This is a genomic window from Jeotgalibacillus sp. S-D1, from assembly GCF_004358665.1.
Classification (GTDB): Bacteria; Bacillota; Bacilli; order Bacillales; family Jeotgalibacillaceae; genus Jeotgalibacillus.
Genome location: NZ_SMZR01000004.1, coordinates 1 through 21895, shown reverse-complemented (window position 1 = coordinate 21895; position 21895 = coordinate 1). Strand labels below are relative to the sequence as shown.

Sequence of the window (21895 nt, the reverse complement as noted above, 5' to 3'; positions counted from 1 at the left end):
CTTGTAAAACAACCCCCATAAAAACACCTTTATATACTTCGACCTACGAAACAAAACTTCTAAACAGGACTTACTATTTAAATGTCAGGAGTTCATTTCAGCAATAAACAATACGAAAGATCTGAATATTCAAATATGAAACACAACTCATTTCTCATTTGCTATTATTACTGGGTAAGTATGTAACAGTTGGAAAAGGAGGGTGAAAAAGGGCTTGTTAAATTATTTTATTTTCACGGGACAAAAAATTGGTAACAAGAAGGGATGATGGATTTGAGGAAGAAAAAATTAATTACGACGATCGGCGTTTTAAGTTTATGTACAGCCCTCGCAATGCCTGCATATGCGGTTGAAACCACCAGTCAACCGGATTCGCATCATCATGACTATTCCATTTCAGGCTTTATTGATTACAGTGAACTGCAGAAAAAGTTGAATCAAATTGAAAAAACAAGCAAAGGAGCCGTACATGTGGAGGTGGCAGGCCAGTCAAATAAGGGTCTGGACATATACACAGCTACGGTTGGGACCGGGGATAAGGTTATTTTGATCCAAAGTGAAATTCACGGCAATGAAAAGACGGGTACTGTGGCAATCCTTAATTTGCTTAAAACATTGTCAAATAACTCGAAAGAATCAAAGCAGATTCGAGACGAGTTAACGATCGTATTTATGCCGATGATGAATCCCGATGCCTCTGAAGGTGACAAGCGCCGCAACAGCATGACATGGAGCGAGGCTGTAGAGGACTTTCCTCAACTTGCTGGTGCCACCCCTTCCTGGAACTACCTGGACCGCGGCATCAGCCAAAGCTACAACTATGGAGAAAATCCTGGTTTTGATGTAAACCGTGATTTTAACCCTGATCTAAATTATGTCCCGCAAGCAGCAGATTTCCCTGGAGCTTCCAATACACCGGGATGGTTCATTACACCGGAATCCCAGGTATCACGTGATGTTTATAAATCATTGCAGGCAGAGTATGGCAAAGTGGATGTGTTCATTGACCTCCATCACCAGGGCATGTATTACGTAGATGGCACAGACGATGAAGTGACTCTCTCGTTATCTGCTCAATTTGTTCCAGATCCGACCACACCTGAAGGATCAAAATATGCAGAGTATGCGGATAACTATGATTATGACTTCTCAAGACAATTAAATGTTGCTGCTTATAACGAGCTGCAATCGTACGGCAATTCCCGATTTAAAAATATCTCTTTATATTCACAGGGCCTAGATCTGCCTGGAACAGCACTCGGAAGCTATGCTCTTAACGGCAGCGGAACGGTACTTTTTGAGGTAAGAGGACAAACACAAATGATGGGACAAAAAGAAAAAGGACTGCTTGTAAAATCAGTTGAACGGGGCCTTAGCGCCATCGTTGGATCTGTAGCAGACGGTTCCGTCGAAATATTAAATCCGGAAGATTACGAAAAGATCCCTTTGACATCTTACAGCCCGACAAACTAAATTTTTCCACACAACTTAGGAGGAAATGAAATGAAAAAAAGCATCTTAACCTTATCGATCGCTGGCGCATTGGTGTTCAGTGCCTCTCCCCTTGCATCCCCTGCAGCACAGGCAGTAGGAAATGGCCCAGGGTATGGCGGGAATGAAACCATTAACACATCCATTCTTCACACCTATGAAGAGATGGTCAGCTACCTCAAAACGCAGGAAGCCAAACAAAAGGATCTTGAACTTGAAGTAATTGGCCAGAGTGTAAAGGGCCGTGACCTTTATCTGGCTAAATACATAAAAAACCCGGATAATCCAACCATTCTGTTTCTGACACAGCAGCACGGAAACGAGCAGCTGACAACGGAAGGTGCTCTTGAATTTATCAAGCATCTTGGAACCGGGAAAATGAAGGGTGTAACTGATAATGTAAACATTTTAATCGTTCCAATGCTGAATGCTGACGGGGCTATGGGCGACGTAAACTTTTCACTGGATGACTACATTGCCAGTGGCGGTAGAAATCTGACCCGCTACAATGCAAATGAAATTGACTTAAATCGTGATCATATAGACAAAATCCAGCCTGAAACGCAAGCTCTTCATTCCAACGTAATGCAAAAATATGATATTGATTATATGATCGACCTTCATCATCAGGGCGCGAACAGTGAACGCGACGGAGAACTGGTATCAGGCTCCATTCTGTACCCAACAACACCCAACGCAGATCCTGAAGTTGTTCAAAAGTCAAAACAGCTGGGTGCAGTTGTATTTGATGCCGTTGACTCAACCGGCTGGGGCCATCTCGGTAAATATGTCGGAGGATCTGCTGAAACCATCAGCCGTAACGGAATTGCCGTAGAATATGGAATATCCACTCTGCTATTTGAAATGCGCGGCATGTCCGATCACTACCGTGAAGATTATGTTTTAGGCCAAAAAAGCAATGGCTATCTGATCAAACAAACCATCGTCACGCTCGATTCAACCGTTCGTGCAATTGCAGACGGTTCAATTGAGACAAAAGATGTTTCCTTCTGGGATACACTGAGTGAGCAAACAACTCGTATGACTGAATAAATAGGTAAGACCTGAAGATTATTTTAAGACCTGAGTTCGTTCCTTGCCGGGGCTCAGGTCTTAAGTTTTTTCTTTCATGCATTTACCCGGAGGGGGAATTAAGTTAAGTGAGGGTAAAAAAATGAATGCGGCCGGGGACGAGATGTAGAAAGATTATTTTTACATGTAGAACTTTTCAAATGAAGTGTAGAACTTCTGCCTTCTGAATCTCAATAAGTAAAACCGGCAGCTAAGCATTAAACTTAGCTGCAGGTTTTAATTTTGAAATGACATCAAATTAATGAAGAAGTGCAATCTTCCCTGTATTAGGATTCACTATGTATTGTTGTGTACCTTCATCATGCTCAAGCGAAAACAGATAAAAACTCCTTGGCATAATTAAGGTGAATTCTCCATCTTTTATAGGGACCTTTTTTGAAAAGCCAGCATTAAGTATTTGACCTGGGTAATTGTTTTGAACCAACTCAGATGCCTGATCATATGTAAGATTAGGAATGGTAATGGAGATGCATAAAAGGAGCAGTACACCTCCTAAAAATGCTGATCGTAAGGTTCCTTTTGTTAGATTTGTTGAAATAACGGCAATTAAAGCACCCATTGTCATGCCTGCCAGAAGACTGAAGTTCATCACATTTGCGTAGTACATGTTGTCAAGAAAGAGAACAAATAATACACCTGAAATAATGACAGCGATCATGGATCTTTTTAAAGGTCTCATTTTGGTTGTTCCTTCACATGTTTTTACTTATTCTATTATCCGGCTTACTTCATTATCACGGTTTTTTATTTGCATTATTAAACTATATTTGGGGTCGGATGGGTGGTGAAATGTAGAACTCTTCGTTTTACACGTAGAAGTTCCAGTTTGAAATGTAGAACATCCAGGTTGAAGTGTAGAAGCTTCACTTTGAAGTGTAGAACATCCGAAACTAAGTGTAGAACGCCCTCCCGAACGCCCATCTTGATACGAAGTAAACCTGAATTAGAGGTCAGACCGCCAATGAAATGTAGAACTTTTCGTTTTACATGTAGAACTTTCATTTTGAAGTGTAGAACATCGGAGTTTTAGCGTAGAAGTTTTACTTTGAAGTGTAGAACATCCGCGTTTAAATGCAGAACGCACGATCCAACACCCATTTTAGGGTCAAAAAAACCCTGACAGAGCACTTCTCTGCCAGGATCCTTTCATTGCTGCTGTTGCTGCTGTTGCTGGAGCGGTTCGTTGGGCGGTTGTTGCTGCTGAAGAATTCCCTGCTGCTCAAGCTGCTGTTCAAGGACAAGTGTGGAGAGGTACTTCCGTCCATCCGCTGTAGTGAGCAGAAGCAGTTCTTTGTCCTCTTCATTGTCCCGTTTTTTAAATTCAATTAAGGCGCCGTCCAGGGATTCTGTCACTGTGTTGATTTGATAGCCCTGGCTTTTGATGGCATCAATTTTTTCTTTTTCCAGTACAAATTCTCGATGGGAACTCATGGACATCCTCCTTACTCATTCTTTTTTGTAAATGAAGCACCGACTGCTTCATTCAGTATCACATCTTCATTTTCTGTAATGACCCAGTCACGTCCCACGGTGACGCCTAAGTACAGTTCATCACTCGGGTCCTCCATTTCACGCTGCGGATACTTTTTAAACCACCAGTATTTTGCCAAAACATAATAGCAGGCAGCTCCCACGACAAAGCCGACGATAAAGGAGTAGTTGGTCAGCCAGTAGGCAGCTAGACCTCCGATTACCCATGAGATCATCCCTGCCAGATTGACTCCGTTTAGATACCGGTACTGGCCATTGTTTTCATACAGATCCGGCACGTTGACGCGTCTTTTTCGGAGCAAGTAGTAATCAGCATAGAGAATGCCTACGATCGCTGACAGAACAGCGCCAATGATCAGTAAAAACGGAACGAGGATATTAAATAAATTCCAGGGTTGAACGGCTGTCCCAATAACCCCCGCTGCAAGCACCCCTACATAAAAAGGTACCTTGGGGCCTCCCACATTTGAAAAAATGGTAGCTGCCGGAACAAGATTGGCGGCAACATTGGTGGACCACTGGGCAAACACAATCATAATCAGCAAAACTGCCAGGATTAATCCGCTTGCTGCTTCCTGCAGCGCGACGATCGGGTCATAATTTTGAACTGCAATATATGATACGGCTCCAATGACCACCATAAATGTTTGGGTTAATGGCATCGCAATCATATTTCCGATGATCGCACTTTTATTGCGTTTAAACCAGTTTTTTTCAAATTGAGGAGCCTTGATAAACCGGGAAATCGATGGGATGTCTGCTGCCAGCGTCGCCCAAAATCCCATATTGCTGAAAATCACCACGACAAAAGCGGTTGCAGCTGCAACACCGGTTACCGGGCTTTCCACCCATGCCCAGACGCTTCTTCCCTGTTCAACGGAATGCGCTGAAAGGGAAGTGTACATCCAGATTGAAATCAAAATAATAATAGGGGCTGCCAGGTCTGCGAAGCGTTCAATCGCTTTAATGCCAAGTGACGTGTTAATCAGCTGAGCAGCTGCAAATAGTACATAACATAAAAACCAGTTATCAAAACCTACTAATGTAAACAAAATACCATTTAATGCGGCTGACCCAAAATACGTATTAATTCCAAACCAGAAGGATGCGGTAACGCCCCGCACGACAGATGGGATATGTGTGCCGATTGTACCAAAGGGAGCTCTCATGTATACCGGAAAGGATAATCCGTGCTCAATGCCAATGTCTCCTGTGAGCGTAATAAAAAACCCAATCGCAAGCGACCCAATAATGGTTGCGGCAATGACCCATCCAAGTGGCAAAAATTGAACACCCGACCCTCCGATGGCAAAAGCCGCCAGCACTACAGCCATTCCGATCCACATATTAGCAAAACCAAACGTACCGACCTTTCGTTCCCCATGGGCAATTGGAAGCAAGTCAGGTGATTTCAAGTAGGCTTTTTTCATTCGCACTTCTCCCTTTTCTTTAGCATATACAAAGCCATTGTTCAGCTTAAAGGTGTGTAAAAAGGAAACAGGGGCCCCTCCTGTTTATCAGGTAAGGAGCCCGTTCCAAAACTTTTTAAACCTTTTCAGTAACCTGTGTAAATGCAGGCTGATCCGGGATTAATGTGAAATTTCCAGTTTTGCCGGAATGGCATGCGGAATGTGCCTTCCCCTTCTTAGGTACTGTCCTTTCCCGAGTTCACCGACAAATTGGCGGTCCTTAACAACAAATTCACCACGGGATAGGACCGAGACGGGTTCACCCGTAATTTCCATGCCCTCAAAGGCGTTGTAATCCACTGCCATATGGTGGGTTTTTGAAGAAATGATACGTTCCTTTTCCGGATCAAAAATAACAATGTCTGCATCGCTTCCGACAGCGATTGTCCCTTTTTGCGGATACATTCCAAACAGCTTGGCCGAACGGGTTGAGACGATATCGACAAATTCATTAAGCGTGATCCTGCCTTTTTTTACACCTTCTGAAAACAGGACACTGAAGCGGTCTTCTATAAACGGCCCTCCATTTGGTATTTTGGTAAAATCGCCTTTTCCCAGGTCCTTTTGTCCATTAAAGTCAAATGAGCATTGATCGGAGCCCAGGGTTTGCAGCTGTCCTGTTTTTAGGGCGTTCCATAATACATCCTGATGCTTTTTCTCCCGAAGCGGAGGCGACCAGACATATTTTGCTCCTTCAAAATCCGGTTTTTCAAGCGCTGACTGATCGAGAACTAAATACTGGGGACAGGTTTCCCCGTATACAGAAAATCCCTTGCTCCTTGCTTCGGCTATTTTCTCAACCGCTTCCGCGCAGGTGACGTGCACAACATATAATTGCGCGTCTGCCAATCCGGCTAATAAACAGGCTCTTCCGGTTGCTTCACCTTCGATTTCGGAAGGCCTTGTTAAGGCATGGTAGATGGGGTCTGTATGCCCCGCTTCCAGTGCTTTTTTGGTGAGGAAATCGATAACATCTCCGTTTTCTGCATGAACCATGACCATGGCACCGTGTTCTTTTGCCATGACCAGCGTTCGAAAAAGCGTCTCATCATCTGCCTGGAGAACATTTTTGTAAGCCATAAATACTTTAAAAGAGGAGATGCCCTCATCATCAATTACTTTTGGAATTTCACTTAGCACCTGTTCATTCATTTCCCCAATCATTAAGTGGAAGCCGTAATCAATGACTGCCTTTCCTCTTGATTTGGCATGCCAGGTTTCTATGGCAGTTTGAAGGGGCTCCCCTTTATTTGTTAAGCAAAAATCAATGATGGTGGTGGTTCCCCCATATGCGGCTGCAATGGTGCCTGATTCAAAATCATCCCTGCTGACCGTACCCCCAAACGGCATTTCAAGATGAGTATGGGGGTCAATCCCGCCCGGAAATAAATAGCAGCCCTTGGCATCAACTACCTCCATATCGCCCCTTGGCAAATCCACGCCGATTGCGGTGATTTTTCCATCATCAATGACGATGTCTGCATTAAACATATCGCCTGAGGTGACAACGATCCCGTTTATGATTATTTTCTTCATACGAATTCCCCTTTCGTAATAGTATCAAGTAACTTTATCCCATCAGCTTCGCCAGCGCATGCTGACGTTCATTCCAAGTCATTGGCATGCTTTCTCTCGGCAGTTCAATCATGGAGATGGCGCCTTCTTCAGGACAAACAATGGAACAGAGATTACAGCCAACACAGTCTTCCTCACGCACCTGCAGATAATTTTTCCCATTAGCATCAGTCAGCATATCAATGCATTGATGCGCGGTATCTTCACAGGCGATATGGCATTTGTTGCAATTGATGCAGACGTCTGTATTGATTTTCGCTGCAATGCGGTAATTTAAATCAAGATTGCCCCAGTCGGAATACCGTTCCACTGATTTACCAACCAGATCATTTACTGATAAAAGTCCCTTGTCATCTAAGTAATTGTTCAGACCATCAATCATATCCTCGACTATACTGAAGCCATGGTGCATAGCGGCTGTGCATACCTGAACACCGGAAGCGCCCATCAGCATAAATTCCACTGCATCGCGCCAAGTGGAAATGCCGCCGATACCGGAAATCGGAATATTAATTTTAGAATTTCGGGCACATTCCGCAACCATATTCAATGCGATCGGTTTAACAGCAGGACCACAATAGCCGCCGTGCGCTCCTTTTCCTGCTACATGCGGGATGGTGTTCCATGAGTCAATATCAACTCCCGCCAGACTGTTAATGGTATTGATCATACTAACCGCATCTGCTCCGCCATTTACGGCAGCGATTGCTGTCATGGTGATATCGGTTATGTTTGGTGTCAGTTTCACGATGACAGGTGTTTGGGCAGCTTCTTTTGCCCACATGGTTTGAGCCTCTACCAGATCTGGCTGCTGGCCTGAAGCCGCACCCATCCCCCGTTCCGCCATTCCATGGGGGCAGCCAAAGTTCAGTTCAAGTCCGTCGACTCCAACGGCTTCTACCCTCTTGACGATTTCATGCCATTTTTCCCTGCTCGGTTCAACCATTAGGGAAGCAATAATGGCGTGGTTTGGAAATCGTTTTTTTGTGTCATAAATTTCTTTTAAGTTCACTTCAAGCGGACGGTCGGTGATCAGCTCGATATTATTAAACCCAGCCACCTTCCTGCCGTTAAAACTGACTGCAGCAAATCGTGAAGTGGTATTAATAATAGGCTCACCCAGCGTCTTCCAGACCGCTCCACCCCAGCCTGCTTCAAATGCCCGCTGAACCTGGTAGCCCGAATTGGTCGGGGGTGCAGACGCAAGCCAAAACGGGTTAGGTGATTCAATTCCTGCCAGGTTGATTCTTAAATCTGCCATCCGAATTCCTCCTAAGGAAAGCGATTAACCATCGTTGAACTCCCTGTTCATCAGGCGGTCTCGCTTATGGATTTTTTCAACTGCTGATGAATTGCATAAGCCGCTTTTTTACCGTGCTGCGCAGCTGAAACGACCATGGCTTCTCCCTGTCCATCACCAAAAATCACATCACCAACCGCATAAACTTTTGGATTGGATGTCTGGAAGGTGTCGATATCAATTTTGATGACGCCACGATGGTGAGCCAGATCAAATGCATCAATGAGATCAAGGTGTCTGGTCTGTCCAATCGCTTTAATAACAGCATCTGCTTCTAAAATGAACTCCGATCCTTTTACCGGCACCGGCCTGCGCCGGCCATCCATCCCCGGTTCTCCGAGCTCCATTTTGACGCATTCAATACCTTTTACTTTTCCATGTCCATTGTCGATCAGACGAATCGGAGCAGTAAGCCAGCGGAATTCAATGCTGTCCTGCTTGGCAAATTCATACTCAAATTCGTATGCCGTCATTTCTTTTTGGGTCCGTCGGTACAGGATCTTCACATTTTCAGCACCTAAACGAACCGAACAGGTCGCAGCATCAATCGCCGTATTGCCGGCACCGATGACCGCCACATGTTTTCCGATCAGCTCTGTCGTCAGATCGCCTTTTTTTGTTCCTTCTACAAATTCTATGGCATCATACACGCCATCCAGATCTTCACCGCCTAGCTGCAGCATTGGCACTTTGCTCATGCCCACAGCCAGAATCACAGAATCATAGTGTTCAAATAGATCGTCCACAGGTATATCCCGGCCAACGGTGACATTGGTTTTGATTTGCACACCAAGCTTTTCTACCTGTTCCACTTCCCATTGGGCGACCTTCTGAGGCAGCCGGAATGAAACAATGCCATGCTGATTCAGACCGCCGGCTTTTGCTTTTGCTTCATAGATAGTCACTTCGTAGCCGAGACGGGCAAGCTCCCTGGCAGCGCTTAGGCCTGCGGGGCCGCTTCCTACAATTCCAACCTTTCGCCCGTTCTTTTCCCCCGCTTCAAATAGGGTCTGTTCATTTTTAATTGCCCAGTCCGTTGCATAGCGCTGCAAATTTCCGATCATGATTGGTTTAGTAGAATGATTTAAGACGCATGCCCCTTCGCATAGCTCCTCGGTTGGACATACTCGTGCGCAGCTTGCCCCGACCGGGTTCGCATCCATAATGGCAGTTGCAGATCCCTTTAAATTTCCAGACGCTATTTTTTTAATAAAAGATGGAATATTTATTCCCGTCGGACACGCCTGAATGCAGGGGGCATCATAGCAATACAGACACCTGTTTGATTCGTCCACTGCGTCTGCGTTGGTCAGCCCTGCATTTATTTCCTCAAAATTAACATGTAAGTCAGTCAGCGAAATAGAAGATTGACTGGAATGCTTCATCCTCATCCCTCCAATAATGAAACGTTTAATCTTTCAATTCCTCAGCTTATTGGTCGTTGCTTGCCATTGCTCCATATGTTTCAGGCCGTCGGTCTCTGAAAAACTGCCAGGTATTTCGGACATTTCTTATCAGTTCTTTGTCCATTTCTCCAATCACAACCTCATCCTGATGCCTGCTGCCGACTGACACCATGCTGCCCTTGGGATCAACAAGATAGGACTGCCCATAAAATTCGCCTAAGTTCCAGGGTGCTTCTGTTCCTACACGGTTGATTGCTCCTAAATAATAGCCATTGGCAACCGCATGTGCAGGCTGCTCCAATTTCCATAAATACTCCGATAATCCGGCCACCGTAGCAGAAGGATTAAACACAATTTCAGCTCCATTAAGCCCAAGCAAACGTGCACCTTCAGGGAAATGACGGTCATAACAGATATACACGCCTACCTTTGCAAACTGCGTATCAAAAACCGGGTACCCCATGTTTCCGGGTTTAAAATAATACTTTTCCCAAAACCCATTCCCCTCATCGCCCACGCCAACCTGAGGGATATGATGCTTTCGGTATTTTCCGAGATATGTTCCATCTGCGTCGATTACAGCAGCGGTATTATAGTAGGTTGCGATCCCGTCTCTCTCATAGATTGGCAGCACAATAACCGTGCCAAGTTCTTTTGCTAAAGATTGAAACAGCACGGTGGTCGGACCGTTTGGCACTGGTTCTGCCGCTTCATACCATTTCGAGTTTTGCTCTGTGCAAAAGTATGGACCGAAAAAGATTTCCTGCAGACAAATGATCTGTGCTCCCTTTGCTGCAGCTTCCTTCACCAGTTGAACATGCTTTTCAATCGCTTTTTCCTTGTGAAGCGCAACGGGTTCATTTCCATCCACATCATTGGAAGCTTGTATTAACCCGATTTTGACTTTACTTGTCATATAGAAGGCCCCCTTATTAACAGATTAGCTATATTGCCGTTTTCGATAGCCGGAACTGCTGAGTTTTTGCATCTGTCGCTCCCATTCAAAGGAGCACTGTGTATTCAAAGAAGCGTACTAGTGGTTAGTGGTTTTGTTTGTACTGAATCAGAAGCAATCATGATGCAGGTTCTTGGAAGAGGGTATTACTGGATAGGACGTAAAAGGATAAACGTGTAAACACGTCCTTAAACGTTTGGATATGGAAAGAAAGAATAGTATTAGCTAAACATAGCCAGTGTTTCACGGGGACCGTAGCCTGATTGGCACATCTAAAAGCATTGAGGTGACTCTTCTCTAATCACAAAAACTGTCCCTTTGTATAAAACTCCTGACCAATTGTGGAAACATTCATGTGACGTTTTAAATCTCTTATCCTCCCTCCGAAATGTCATTTCCTTCAAATTCTGCATCCTTATAATGGGATTGAATTTTCAGATAACTACATTATGGTCAGAGCTTGTACATTAGTAAAGAGTAAAATTAGCAATATGACGCGTTCTGATAGGATCCGTCAAAAGCATACAGAAAACCTTATATTACGCAGTTCTTTCAAAATCTCAAGCGGCGGTTTAATCCTCTTAATGAAGACCATAAAAAAAGTAATCCCCCATTCGAGCAGGAGGATTACTTCATGTCGGGCCGGTTCTATCACTCATCGCATCAAGAGCCTTTTTACCGTTTTTTTTGAGCAAACGAGAGCCCTTTGTCCGCCAGCGCTTCACGTAAAGGCCCAATAGTAGATGGGCCAACGCCGTGCAGCTTCAATAGTTCAGCTTCTGTTACCTCAGTCAACTGTTCAACCCTTATATAGCCCGCTCCTTCAAGTGCGCGGCGAGCCGGTTTGCCCAGGTTGGCTGGAAGACTATCTTCATTGCCCTCTGCCTGTGTCAACGTTGATCCTCCTTTCATCTTTATCCCTTCACTCTCATTATAAATATGTACCTATTCGAAGGCGGCTTAAACCACGGAATAGAAGAGATTGTTTACCATTCAGCACTCTTCCGATCCTTTACTTCAATTGTAAATACCATAGGATCCATGTCATTTTGAATCATTAATTCTGTAAAAATCCCCTGAACATGCTCCTCGTCTTTTTTCGTTACATCGCTTTTCTCCAATATAATCTGCAGCCGTACATCTTCCTTTGAATACATTGAGCCGAGGATGCTGTAGCCACCGTACCCTTTACTTTCCATTTCATCCGCTACCTGATCGTAAAAACCACCCTCAACTCTTAGCGTCTGCTCAAATTCATTTACTTCTTTCAACACTCTGGCCTGTTCTGTTTCAGTCATCTGTGAAAAATCTGATTCTGCCCTGTCTTCTTCATTAAAAAAAGCACTATACAAATAGAAGGAACCGCCAAGCAGGACAAAAATGCACACACTAATAAACAATACCTTTCCTTTTTTCACCGTCATCACTCCATGTCATTTTTCTAATGGTATGACTGACTCAAAGAGGAAAGAACAGAAGAAAAGATCCACTGCAGCATAGCGCCGCAGTGGATCTATTTCTATTGAATATTCATATCAGCCCGTATTAACAAGGCCTGCCGCTACTCCATTAATCGTCAATAGAACTTCGGTTAACAGTTGATCTGACTGATCATCCGTTTCGCGCATTTTCTGAATCAGATCGACCTGCAGGAAGTTAAGCGGGTCTACATACGGGTTACGTCGGTAGACACTTTCCTTGATGGCAGGTGTGTGATCAAGCAGTTCTTCATTTCCGGTAATCCGCAGAAGCACTTCTTTGGTGGTCTCATATTCATGAGAGATTTCACCAAAAATACGCTCTGCAATCGTATGATCTTGGACTAAATGCAGATATTCCTTCGCTGTTGTCAGGTCCGCTTTTAACAATGCCATCTGCAGATTGTTGATGGTAGATTGGAAAAACGGCCAGTTTTGGTACATATCCTGCAATGTTTTCAGATGGTCATCGCTTTGAGAAGCATAAGAGTTCAAGCCCGAACCAGCAGCATACCAGGCTGGCAGCATTTGTCTTGACTGTGTCCACGCAAATACCCATGGAATCGCCCGTAAATCTTCAAAGCGCTGGCTTCCTTTACGGCTCATCGGACGCGAACCAATATTTAAGGCACCCAGTTCTCCAAGCGGCGTTGCCTGTTTAAAGTAGGTAAGGAAATCAGGATCCCCAAACACAAGGGACTGATATTTGCTTAATGCAATCTCCGAGCTGTGTGTGATCGCTTCTTCCCATTTCTCAGGAAGAACATGTCCCTGAACAGACTGCTGCAGCGCTTTAGCAGAGGCCTGAAGAAGAGCTGATGCCGCCTGCTCTAAATTACGGTATGCTATATCTCCCAGTAAATAGCGTGATGACAATACCTCACCCTGCTCTGTTATTTTAACGCCATGCCCAAGCGTTTCACCAGGCTGCGACTGGATGCTGCGATTTAGCGGGCCGCCTCCTCGGCCTAAAGACCCTCCGCGGCCATGGAAAAACTTCAACGCTACATTATAGCCTCTGGCCATTTCATGTATTTCCTGCTGCGCTCTAAACAGCTTCCAGTTTGCTGTTAACGTTCCACCGTCTTTACTGCCGTCAGAATAACCAAGCATGATTTCCTGGTGATTCCCCCGTTTTTCAATATGGCTGCGGTATATGTCCATTTCAAACAGCGTTTTCATGATATTCGGACCGGCAACCAAATCGTCTACCGTTTCCAAAAGCGGCGCAACATGCAGGTGACTCTCCACGGTGCCATCGGCATGCAGGCGATAGATGCCTGCTTCTTTTGCCAGCAGGAGCACCTCCAGCAAATCACTGGCTGATTGAGTCATGCTGATAAGATACACTTCTATGGATCTTCTCCCAAACTCGTTATGGGCTTTGTTTATCATTTGAAACACATTAAAAACTTCTTGAGTTTCTTTTGAATAATCTTCCTGCAGAAGAGTCACAGGCCTCGGATCCTTCAGAACGTTTTGGAGCGTCGCAAGCTTTTCCTCTTCTGACAACGCAGCATAGTCATCGGTAATCCCCACTACTTTTAAGATTTCAGTGATCGCTGCTTCATGCTCGCCGCTATGATTTCTGATATCCAGTGTCGCTAAATGAAAGCCAAACAGCTGGACCTGACGGATCAGTTTACGGATCGTTTTCAGCTTGCGATTCGATGGCTGATGCTGTTCTGCATCCTCTTTTATCAGAGTTAAATCGTCCAGCAGCTCCTCTGCGTGCTGGTAGCCCAATTCTGATTTCCCCACTTCACGCAAACGTTTCAGCATAACAGCAAATTTTCGGCGGTAGATTTCTCCTTCCACCGGCCATGCTTCGCTCTCGTTTAAATACTTGGCTTCTTCCTGCTTTACTGACTGCACGAGTGACTCATTCACATCAATCCTTGTTGTTGACTGACTGAACCGCTTCATTAAATCAACAAGGCTTGTATCATATTTTTTTAGTGTAAGACTGCGCTGCAGTTTGAGCGTTTCCCATGTGATTTCGGGCGTCACATGCGGATTTCCATCACGGTCTCCCCCAATCCAGGAACCAAAGTGAAGAAAATTAGGAACCTTCCACTCAATATCTGGATAGTAATCTTCCAGCTTATCCTCCAATTCCTGATGAATCGCCGGTAAAACATTAAATAACGTCTGATCAAAATAATACAATCCATTTTTTACTTCATCGAGTACAGTAGGCTTGCGGTGCCGCAGCTCATCAGTCTGCCAGAGAGCTGTTATTTCATTAAAAAGACTGTCATCCAGCTTTCTTCTTTCCTTCTTCGTCAAAGAAGGATTATCAAAATCGCGCAGCAGCAATGAAATTCGTTTTTGAACTTCAAGTACGGTACGCTTTGTAGCTTCCGTGGGATGAGCCGTAATAATCAACTCAATGGAAAGATCATTAACAACCTGCTGAATCACTTCAGGTGAAAAATTATTTTCTTTTATATATGCGACCGCGCTTTCAATGGAAGCAGGCTGTATCGCTCCATCCTCAGCAAGCTGATATTGTCTAAAACGGCGGATACGGTGGTTTTGCTCTGCGATATTGATTATGTGGAAATAGATGGAGAATGCACGAATGACCTGTTCGCGCATAGGCGGTTTTAACAAACGAATTTCTTCTTTTAATTGCGAATAGGTTTCTTCATTAAATTCGCTCCGTAAAAGCTTGGTCGTTTCCCGTATCTCTTCAACCTTATTAAAAAGGGATATCCCTCCATGATGAACAAGAACTTCCCCCAGGATAGCCCCCAGCTTTTTTACATCACTTCTTAAAGGTGCGCTGCGATCTACTACATCAATCATATCTTTTTCCTCCTAATTCCAAAAATTCAGACAACAGAAATCTTAAACACTTATTATAGCCGAAGTAGGAATAGAACAAAAGAAATTAAGATATTTGGATATTTATAGCAATTAATATCGGCAATTTAAAAGCAGATTTAATCCTGTCAGCATACTTATATTCGCTGTCAGCGAAGCCAATTTGTTTCATTTATGGTATTATTAGCAGATGCTATGTTGCTGGATTGGAAGAATGACAGCAACTATACGAAAGGACGTCCTGTTTTGACCGAAACTCTTCTGATTAATTTTCTTTTTATCCTCTTCCCTGTGCTGATTTACCTGATTTTTTTCGAAAATCGCATAACACTATATCTGAACAATACCATCATCGTTCTTCTTGCATCCTTTCCATTAATCCTCACGATGACTTTTCCAATACGATTGGATTTAGGTTTTATCTATGACCTGCGCTATATACCGTTTATTGTTGCGTCTCTGTTTTTAGGATTCAAAGGGGCCATTCCCCTCTATCTCGTATTAAATGTCTACCGTTTTATCATTGGCGGTGAAGGGGTATATCAATCTTTCTTTTTTTCAACGGTTATACTCCTTTTTATTCCGTTGTGGAAAAAGAAGTTTATAAAGCTAAAGACCCGTAATCGAGTTTTATGGGCTGGTCTGTTTTCGTTCCTGACGATGTTATTTTATCTTGTTACATTAACCTCCTTTTTTCCGGTGCTGAATAAGGAATATTGGATTATTGCAGCTAATGTCCTGCCCATTCACGTGATCGGTGTAATGATTATCGTTATTTTAATTGAAAAAATTAGAGCAAATTATCAAAACCGCGAGCGATATTTACAATCTGAAAGGCTTAATGTCATCAGTGAATTATCTGCAAGCGTCTCTCACGAAATTAGAAACCCGCTAACAGCTGCCAATGGTTTTCTTCAATTATTAATGGAATCAAGCAAAATCCATCAAGAAGAAAAGAAATATCTTGCTATTTCACTGCAGGAAATAAAAAGGGCAGAGAAAATCATCAGTGATTTCCTGTCATTTGCCAAGCCGCAAGCAGAGAATATGGTGTATTCCAATTTCAAAAAAGAAATCGAGTATGTAAATAATATTATGATTCCCTACGCCCATTTACATTTGGTAGACCTGAAATTCAGCTTCTCCAACACATTACTTATGCGGTTTGACCAAAATCAAATGCAGCAGTGCCTCATCAATTTATACAAAAATGGAATTGAAGCAATGAAGGAAACAGGCGGTATTCTTTCCATTGATGTTTATGAAAACAATGGATCTATTTTGATTTCCATCACTGATACAGGGATTGGCATGACAACAGAAGAGTGCTCTCTGCTCGGACAGCCCTACTATTCAACAAAAAAAGAAGGCACAGGTCTTGGGATGGTCATGATTTACAGCGTGATTGACAAAGTTGGAGGCACGATTAAGGTAAAAAGTGAAAAAGATGCGGGCACGACTTTTCTGATTACGCTGCCTGTTTAAGCTTTCCGTTTAATCAATATCAGAAACACCTAAAAAAATAATCAGAAGTATAAACGAGATTCTAATAAGCTTATCTTCTGTCACAGTCTTAAGCAAAGCCACTAAAACAAGGGAGAGTATCGGGTCCTCCTCGAGCAGAAGAATCACAAAAATATCCAAAAATCCAATGACATCGTTCACAATATCCCGTTCATGGAAACTCACCGTAATCATCCTTTCTCCGTTCTTACTACTATATTAAAAAAGACGGGAAGGGTGCGGATGACATTTTACTGAAAGAGAAGAGGTCCAAAATTCATTTTATCCCATCTGATAGAATGCAAAATCTGACAATTAGTCTTAATTTACTACTTAATTGGTTATTAAGTTACTTATTTCCATTTAAAAAATAATGTAGTATTCAATATAGTCAGACTATTATTCTATTCAGGAGGGATTTTTTGAAGAAAACGGTCGTATCATTAGCACTAGCAGCATCATTGTCATTAGGGGTGGTTGGTTCCCCTGCAACAGCTGTACACGTCCCTGAGGTCCATTTTAATCAAGGGCATTTTGATCAAAAAGTCGTCAATAAAATTGATGCCGACAAAATCTACAACAACATTGAACTTCTTGCCAAACAGCCTCGAGTCGCAGGCACGGAAGCTGAAAAACTGGCGTCTCAATTTATTAAAAAACAATTTGAATCCTATGGTTATGACGTTGACATTCAGCCTTTTACTTTTTACGGCTATACTCCTCCAACCAGCATTGAACTTAACGTGGACGGTTACACAGACGAGCTTGCGCCGACATCATTTACATATTCCGTAAACGGAAATGTAACTGGAGAACTTGCAGATGCCGGGCTGAGTACGAAGGTTCAGCTTGAAGATGTTGATCTTACCGGGAAAATTGCGCTGATCCAACGCGGTGAAATCAGCTTTGGAGAAAAAGTGTTAAATGCCGCGGAAAAAGGTGCTGAAGGTGTAATTATTTATAATAATGCAGCCGGTGCATTAAACGGTACGCTCGGAGAACACAATGATGATTATGTGCCGGCAGTTGCCTTAACAAAAGCTGAAGGCGAAGCATTAAAGGCCTCTGCAGGAAACTCAGCCACACTTAACGTTGAAGGAGCAGAAGCTGGTGACAGAACATCCCAAAACGTGATTGCTACTAAAAAGCCGACAAATAAAAAGAAGGATACTGGTGACATTATTGTCATCGGATCTCACTATGACTCTGTAGCGGGTGCTCCTGGAGCAAATGATGATGCATCTGGAACTGCCATGACCCTCGAGCTTGCACGCGTTTTGAAAAACGTACCTACTGACACGGAAATCCGCTTCGCCACTTTCGGTGCGGAAGAAGTGGGACTGATCGGTTCCTATCACTACGTTTCCACATTATCTGACGATGAAATCAGCAGCACCATTGCAAACTTTAATCTTGATATGGTTGGAAGCAAGGATGCAGGTGATCTGATCATGCGTACAGTCAATGGGCAGCCGAACCTGGTTACGGAGCTTGCCCAAAATTCAAGTAAAAAGTTGAACGGCACAGCCACTCCGTATGGACAGGGCGGCAGCAGCGACCATGTCCCTTTTGCAGCTGTCGGGATTCCTGCAGCATTATTTATCCACAGCCCGTCTGAGCCTTGGTACCATACACCAGAAGATACAATCGATAAAATCAGCAAGGAAAAGCTTCAAGATGTTGGTGAAATTGTTGGAGCTGCTGTGTATGACCGGGCAAGATTTGACAACAAAGGGCCAAAGCCTAAAAAAGGTCCTAAGGTGAAGGCGACACATGAGATGATTTTTAATGAAGCAATAAAATAACAATCGGAAAAGTCAGCTTCCATAAAGGAGCTGGCTTTTTTTCAGAAATGAGATATGTTTTGAGGTTGTAAGCTGAAGTTAGAAACTGATGAGGTAATGGACAAATCGTCCTCTGGAGGTTAAACGCTAAATTTCTTAACTCGATTAATTGAACAAATAGGTGTAATCTGATATAGCTCTTGCGGGCAATCATTTGATAATTTAACCAGCTCTTTAAATACTTCTTCTGTGATCAGATATGTAGAAACACCTTCTGGCAGCGCCTTCATTTTTTGAGAAGCATGACTCTCTTTACACTCATCAATATCAACCCATACCCTTTCAGTTTTAAAGGATATGGTTGAATTTTTTGTATGACGATGCTCTTTCGTAAGCCGGGCAAAAAATGAAACAAAAATACAGCCATTTTCCTCATATGAATTTTTTACCCTTGTAAAAAAGTACTGAATGCTATCAGTGTTTAATAAACTTTTCCGCATCGCCATTCCCCCTTATCTGATTGAATGTCTGTTAAAAGAACTTGTTTAGCCCCTCTTTTACTGACGGTCTATTAATTTAATGATATCAATACCTCCCGGCAGTATGAGCATTTAGCATAATTCTCTTGAAGGATTAACCGTTCAACATACGTTATATTTGTCGTAAATTCTCTATTTTCTATTGCAGTATTTGAAAATTCACATTGATCCCCTGCATGCTGACTATGGTGAACTTTTTTCTTCTCGTGATCAATAAAGTATTTCATTCTGATGCCTTCCTTTCAAACTAAAAAAAGCCGAAAAGAACCACAGGGTATGTGAGTCTTTTCGGCTTTGTTAACAGTTCTATTGTCCGTAACATTGTACCAAATATATTTAATTTTACTTTATACGCGCTTCTAATCATCTTGCTGAAAGTGGAAACACTATCGTTTTCCAAGTAACTTCATTATAAGCGCTATCGGTAGAATAGTAAAGCATCACCGTAAAACATTCCATTTTTTAGGTTGTCAGTAATCATCAAAATAATACATTATAATACAGATAATTCACTCTATTTATATTCGCAATTTATATACCTATCATTTATAATGACTGCAAGATTAATACTCTCGTAAGCTGAAGAAGGGAGGTAAATATGGGAAATGAACCTGTAAAAGAAAAGTCAGTCCAAAGCAAAATTGGCAGCTATATCTCTTCACTGCTAAGGGATCATTTCGGAAAAGGTCCTACTTCTGTGTATGTAACCATTAAAAAGCCCTATGTCATTGTTCACGTCCGTGGTTTTCTTGCCCCAACAGAAAAAATTCTGGTTAAACAGAAACAATCCAGGCGCGTCCTTGAGACCAGGGACTTGCTAATGGAAGACCTTAAACAAGCAATCAAACTTGAGCTTTGGAAGATTGCCAATCTCGATGTGAAGCAAATATTCACGGATTGGAACCTTGAGAATAAAACCGGAGTTTTCATCGCTTTATTAGAGCAAGAAGAAGGTGATGAACATTTTGACTGGCCGGAAAATATAGACATGGAAGCGTTTAAATCAGAAGCGATTGATGCAAGCCAAAAAGCACAAAAAAAGCCTGAAAACATTAATGTCAGCTGGCTTAATGACCGCAGTATCTTAATTGCCAGGTCAGGGCTTTTTGTAGAAATAGAAAAAGAATTAATAAAAAACGGCTTTATTGAAGAATTGAGGCTTGCCAAAAGACCTCTTGAGACCAGACTAATTAAACAATCCAACTTAGAATCCATTCTTCAGCAGAATATTCATGAAGTCTTTGTTGACTGGGATTTTCAAAATGATAAAGGCTATATGGTGCTGATTTTAGCTAAAAACAAAAATGAGTAATTCAACGCAATCTTTCACTTAAAAAAACCTTTCTTCAGTCTTCTGAAGAAAGGTTTTTCGATTAAAGAGGAGGATTAAATATTCCTTCAAGCGGTTCCCAAGGCCTGACAACATAGTTAAATTTTCGTTCTGCAACAGCAGGATCACTCTCAGCAATTTTAATCGCTTCTTCAAGCTTTTCCACCTCTACAATTACAAGTCCTCCCGTATGATCCATGAAAGGCCCTGCAGCAATTAACCGGTCTCCTGCTTCCTTCACCAAATACTTCCTGTGCGCTATAAGCTCCTGTTCCCAGTGCGGCTTGCCAGAGACCCATGCTGCTCCACAACTATAAAATATAACTGCTTTCATGGCCTTCTCTCCTTTTAAAATCCGTTATTATTACTTATTATACCATTTACTGCCACTAACCACCTAATTTTGCTAGTCTGCAAGGGGTTAAAAGTTTCTTGCGATTGGAGAATCATAATATAGGAATGTAAGAATGATATCCCTTTATAAGCATCCGGTTTATGCTATTCTTAAAGGAACTTACAAAAAGGAGCTGCTGCGTTTGATCGTACTGGAAAGAAAGCCTTCTATCCGCTTGAGAAGTTATGAACTGTTAAACCTCCACCTACCTCCATCCCATCCTATATCCTCTGCTCTACTCGATGAAATTTCTCTACTGCATTCAGGCAATTTTGGTGAACAGCGAGTTGACCATGCTATCCAACACTTTTCCTCAAATTCTTTTTTAATCTTCCAGAATGCTGTATTTCCTTTCTCCGGTGAAACAATACAGATTGATCATCTTTGTCTAACCCCTTTCTTTGCATTAATAATCGAAACCAAAAACATGAAAGGTCATTTGAAATTAAATAAGGAAAGCGGACAAATGTACAGAGAAAAAGATGGTAAAGTCCAGTGTTTCCTCCATCCAGTCCTTCAAGTCGAACGCCAGCAGGAAGGTCTTGAGTATCTCTTCACTGGGATCGGCTGTACACTTCCCATTTATAAGCTGGTCGTGTTCACTCATCCCGAGGTATTTCTTCAAGCAGAAGGGACGCATCCCCTTCTGCCGCCTGAAATTTGCCGTTTTGAACAATTAACCGTTCGTGTTAGGAGTTTATTACGGGAGCACAATAAATCCCATTTAAAGGAATGTGATCTGCAGGAATTAAGTCAAACCCTTTTAAATAATATGATTCCTGATAGATTTTACGATGTAATGAAACGGTTTGGTTTGTCTCAGTCTGATTTGGCAAGCGGGGTCTGGTGTAACGAGTGTAAACAGCTGTCGATGAAGTGGCTTTCGTTGAGATGGCGCTGCACCCTATGCAAACGCACAGACAACAATGCATATAAACGCTCAATTGAAGCATATTTTCGTTTTATTTCCCCCGCTCTAACCAACAAAGAGGCAAGACAATTTTTAGGGGTAGATTCACCGGATACCATGCGGCGCCATTTGCATTCAATGAATCTTAAAACTGTGGGAAACTGCAGATCACGCAAATATCTCAGCCCATTTCATTAACCATGTAGATGTTTACATGGTTTTTTTTCGGAAGAAGTAGAAAATTTGTCATGAAGCGCGGATTAGAGGCATCCACCTTTCGATTCGGCAGCTATACCCGCGGATTGAACACCAATACCCTTCGATCCAGAGCCTGCACCCGCGGATTCAC

The 21895-nt window shown here is 42.8% G+C and carries 19 protein-coding genes; 6 read left to right on the top strand and 13 right to left on the bottom strand.

Annotated features, from left to right (window positions below; all coding sequences use genetic code 11):
• The first annotated feature begins 273 nt into the window (after positions 1 to 273).
• Together E2R51_RS12880 and E2R51_RS12875 are read left to right on the top strand one after the other, a co-directional pair.
• A complete protein-coding gene (locus E2R51_RS12880) occupies positions 274 to 1473 on the top strand; it encodes a M14 family zinc carboxypeptidase (protein ID WP_483299937.1) in 1200 nt (399 codons plus the stop codon).
• A 30-nt stretch (positions 1474 to 1503) separates the two neighbouring features.
• Positions 1504 to 2544 (top strand): M14 family zinc carboxypeptidase, encoded by a 1041-nt coding sequence (locus tag E2R51_RS12875; RefSeq protein ID WP_133377496.1) that lies wholly within the window; start codon positions 1504 to 1506, stop codon positions 2542 to 2544.
• 277 nt (positions 2545 to 2821) lie between these two features.
• Here the strand turns inward: E2R51_RS12875 and E2R51_RS12870 are convergent, their stop codons facing one another.
• The 10 genes from E2R51_RS12870 to ppc form a co-directional block, all read right to left on the bottom strand.
• On the bottom strand, positions 2822 to 3262 hold the full coding sequence (locus tag E2R51_RS12870) for a PepSY domain-containing protein (RefSeq protein ID WP_133377495.1): 441 nt from the start codon (positions 3260 to 3262) through the stop codon (positions 2822 to 2824).
• A 467-nt stretch (positions 3263 to 3729) separates the two neighbouring features.
• Positions 3730 to 4014, bottom strand: a complete 285-nt coding sequence (locus tag E2R51_RS12865) for a hypothetical protein (RefSeq protein ID WP_133377494.1) — start codon at positions 4012 to 4014, stop codon at positions 3730 to 3732.
• An 11-nt stretch (positions 4015 to 4025) separates the two neighbouring features.
• A complete protein-coding gene (locus E2R51_RS12860) occupies positions 4026 to 5504 on the bottom strand; it encodes an NCS1 family transporter (protein WP_133377493.1) in 1479 nt (492 codons plus the stop codon).
• 159 nt (positions 5505 to 5663) lie between these two features.
• Positions 5664 to 7079 carry a dihydropyrimidinase gene (gene hydA, locus E2R51_RS12855; protein WP_133377492.1) on the bottom strand — a complete coding sequence of 472 codons (1416 nt, stop codon included), beginning with the start codon at positions 7077 to 7079 and terminating at the stop codon, positions 5664 to 5666.
• Between the two features lie 34 nt (positions 7080 to 7113).
• The gene (preA, locus tag E2R51_RS12850) at positions 7114 to 8379 is read right to left on the bottom strand and encodes an NAD-dependent dihydropyrimidine dehydrogenase subunit PreA (RefSeq protein ID WP_133377491.1); all 1266 of its coding nucleotides are present in this window, start codon (positions 8377 to 8379) and stop codon (positions 7114 to 7116) included.
• Between the two features lie 50 nt (positions 8380 to 8429).
• Positions 8430 to 9803: an NAD(P)-dependent oxidoreductase gene (locus E2R51_RS12845; protein WP_133377490.1), complete on the bottom strand. Its 1374-nt coding sequence runs from the start codon at positions 9801 to 9803 to the stop codon at positions 8430 to 8432.
• A 46-nt stretch (positions 9804 to 9849) separates the two neighbouring features.
• Positions 9850 to 10740: a nitrilase-related carbon-nitrogen hydrolase gene (locus E2R51_RS12840; protein WP_133377489.1), complete on the bottom strand. Its 891-nt coding sequence runs from the start codon at positions 10738 to 10740 to the stop codon at positions 9850 to 9852.
• 714 nt (positions 10741 to 11454) lie between these two features.
• Positions 11455 to 11673 carry a helix-hairpin-helix domain-containing protein gene (locus tag E2R51_RS12835; RefSeq protein WP_133377488.1) on the bottom strand — a complete coding sequence of 73 codons (219 nt, stop codon included), beginning with the start codon at positions 11671 to 11673 and terminating at the stop codon, positions 11455 to 11457.
• 92 nt (positions 11674 to 11765) lie between these two features.
• The gene (locus E2R51_RS12830; RefSeq protein WP_133377487.1) at positions 11766 to 12197 is read right to left on the bottom strand and encodes a hypothetical protein; all 432 of its coding nucleotides are present in this window, start codon (positions 12195 to 12197) and stop codon (positions 11766 to 11768) included.
• Positions 12198 to 12314: 117 nt separating this feature from the next.
• Positions 12315 to 15068: a phosphoenolpyruvate carboxylase gene (ppc, locus tag E2R51_RS12825; protein ID WP_133377486.1), complete on the bottom strand. Its 2754-nt coding sequence runs from the start codon at positions 15066 to 15068 to the stop codon at positions 12315 to 12317.
• Between the two features lie 216 nt (positions 15069 to 15284).
• Between ppc and E2R51_RS12820 the strand changes: the two genes are divergently transcribed.
• Positions 15285 to 16571, top strand: a complete 1287-nt coding sequence (locus E2R51_RS12820) for an ATP-binding protein (RefSeq protein ID WP_240733077.1) — start codon at positions 15285 to 15287, stop codon at positions 16569 to 16571.
• Between the two features lie 9 nt (positions 16572 to 16580).
• Here the strand turns inward: E2R51_RS12820 and E2R51_RS12815 are convergent, their stop codons facing one another.
• Positions 16581 to 16775, bottom strand: coding sequence for a hypothetical protein (locus tag E2R51_RS12815; RefSeq protein ID WP_133377485.1), 195 nt, complete (start codon positions 16773 to 16775; stop codon positions 16581 to 16583).
• A 236-nt stretch (positions 16776 to 17011) separates the two neighbouring features.
• Here E2R51_RS12815 and E2R51_RS12810 point away from each other — a divergent pair, with 236 nt between their 5' ends.
• Positions 17012 to 18394 carry a M28 family peptidase gene (locus tag E2R51_RS12810; protein WP_133377484.1) on the top strand — a complete coding sequence of 461 codons (1383 nt, stop codon included), beginning with the start codon at positions 17012 to 17014 and terminating at the stop codon, positions 18392 to 18394.
• A 119-nt stretch (positions 18395 to 18513) separates the two neighbouring features.
• On the opposite strand, the gene E2R51_RS12805 is transcribed toward E2R51_RS12810, so the two are convergent.
• Positions 18514 to 18873: a hypothetical protein gene (locus E2R51_RS12805; RefSeq protein ID WP_133377483.1), complete on the bottom strand. Its 360-nt coding sequence runs from the start codon at positions 18871 to 18873 to the stop codon at positions 18514 to 18516.
• 637 nt (positions 18874 to 19510) lie between these two features.
• On the opposite strand from E2R51_RS12805, the gene E2R51_RS12800 reads away from it, so the two are divergent.
• Positions 19511 to 20224 carry a Na-translocating system protein MpsC family protein gene (locus E2R51_RS12800; RefSeq protein ID WP_133377482.1) on the top strand — a complete coding sequence of 238 codons (714 nt, stop codon included), beginning with the start codon at positions 19511 to 19513 and terminating at the stop codon, positions 20222 to 20224.
• A 61-nt stretch (positions 20225 to 20285) separates the two neighbouring features.
• Here E2R51_RS12800 and E2R51_RS12795 read toward each other — a convergent pair whose 3' ends face one another.
• Positions 20286 to 20576 (bottom strand): YciI family protein, encoded by a 291-nt coding sequence (locus tag E2R51_RS12795; RefSeq protein ID WP_133377481.1) that lies wholly within the window; start codon positions 20574 to 20576, stop codon positions 20286 to 20288.
• A 133-nt stretch (positions 20577 to 20709) separates the two neighbouring features.
• Between E2R51_RS12795 and E2R51_RS12790 the strand changes: the two genes are divergently transcribed.
• A complete protein-coding gene (locus tag E2R51_RS12790; protein WP_133377480.1) occupies positions 20710 to 21744 on the top strand; it encodes a nuclease-related domain-containing protein in 1035 nt (344 codons plus the stop codon).
• Positions 21745 to 21895: the final 151 nt, after the last annotated feature.

Excerpts from the sequence above, each read along its gene's own strand:
- E2R51_RS12875 (WP_133377496.1), top strand. The coding sequence starts at position 1,504 with ATGAAAAAAAGCATCTTAACCTTATCGATCGCTGGCGCATTGGTGTTC.
- E2R51_RS12870 (WP_133377495.1), bottom strand. The coding sequence starts at position 3,262 with ATGAGACCTTTAAAAAGATCCATGATCGCTGTCATTATTTCAGGTGTA.
- E2R51_RS12865 (WP_133377494.1), bottom strand. The coding sequence starts at position 4,014 with ATGAGTTCCCATCGAGAATTTGTACTGGAAAAAGAAAAAATTGATGCC.
- E2R51_RS12860 (WP_133377493.1), bottom strand. The coding sequence starts at position 5,504 with ATGAAAAAAGCCTACTTGAAATCACCTGACTTGCTTCCAATTGCCCAT.
- hydA (WP_133377492.1), bottom strand. The coding sequence starts at position 7,079 with ATGAAGAAAATAATCATAAACGGGATCGTTGTCACCTCAGGCGATATG.
- preA (WP_133377491.1), bottom strand. The coding sequence starts at position 8,379 with ATGGCAGATTTAAGAATCAACCTGGCAGGAATTGAATCACCTAACCCG.
- E2R51_RS12845 (WP_133377490.1), bottom strand. The coding sequence starts at position 9,803 with ATGAAGCATTCCAGTCAATCTTCTATTTCGCTGACTGACTTACATGTT.
- E2R51_RS12840 (WP_133377489.1), bottom strand. The coding sequence starts at position 10,740 with ATGACAAGTAAAGTCAAAATCGGGTTAATACAAGCTTCCAATGATGTG.
- ppc (WP_133377486.1), bottom strand. The coding sequence starts at position 15,068 with ATGATTGATGTAGTAGATCGCAGCGCACCTTTAAGAAGTGATGTAAAA.
- E2R51_RS12805 (WP_133377483.1), bottom strand. The coding sequence starts at position 18,873 with ATGCGGAAAAGTTTATTAAACACTGATAGCATTCAGTACTTTTTTACA.
- E2R51_RS12800 (WP_133377482.1), top strand. The coding sequence starts at position 19,511 with ATGGGAAATGAACCTGTAAAAGAAAAGTCAGTCCAAAGCAAAATTGGC.
- E2R51_RS12795 (WP_133377481.1), bottom strand. The coding sequence starts at position 20,576 with ATGAAAGCAGTTATATTTTATAGTTGTGGAGCAGCATGGGTCTCTGGC.
- E2R51_RS12790 (WP_133377480.1), top strand. The coding sequence starts at position 20,710 with ATGATATCCCTTTATAAGCATCCGGTTTATGCTATTCTTAAAGGAACT.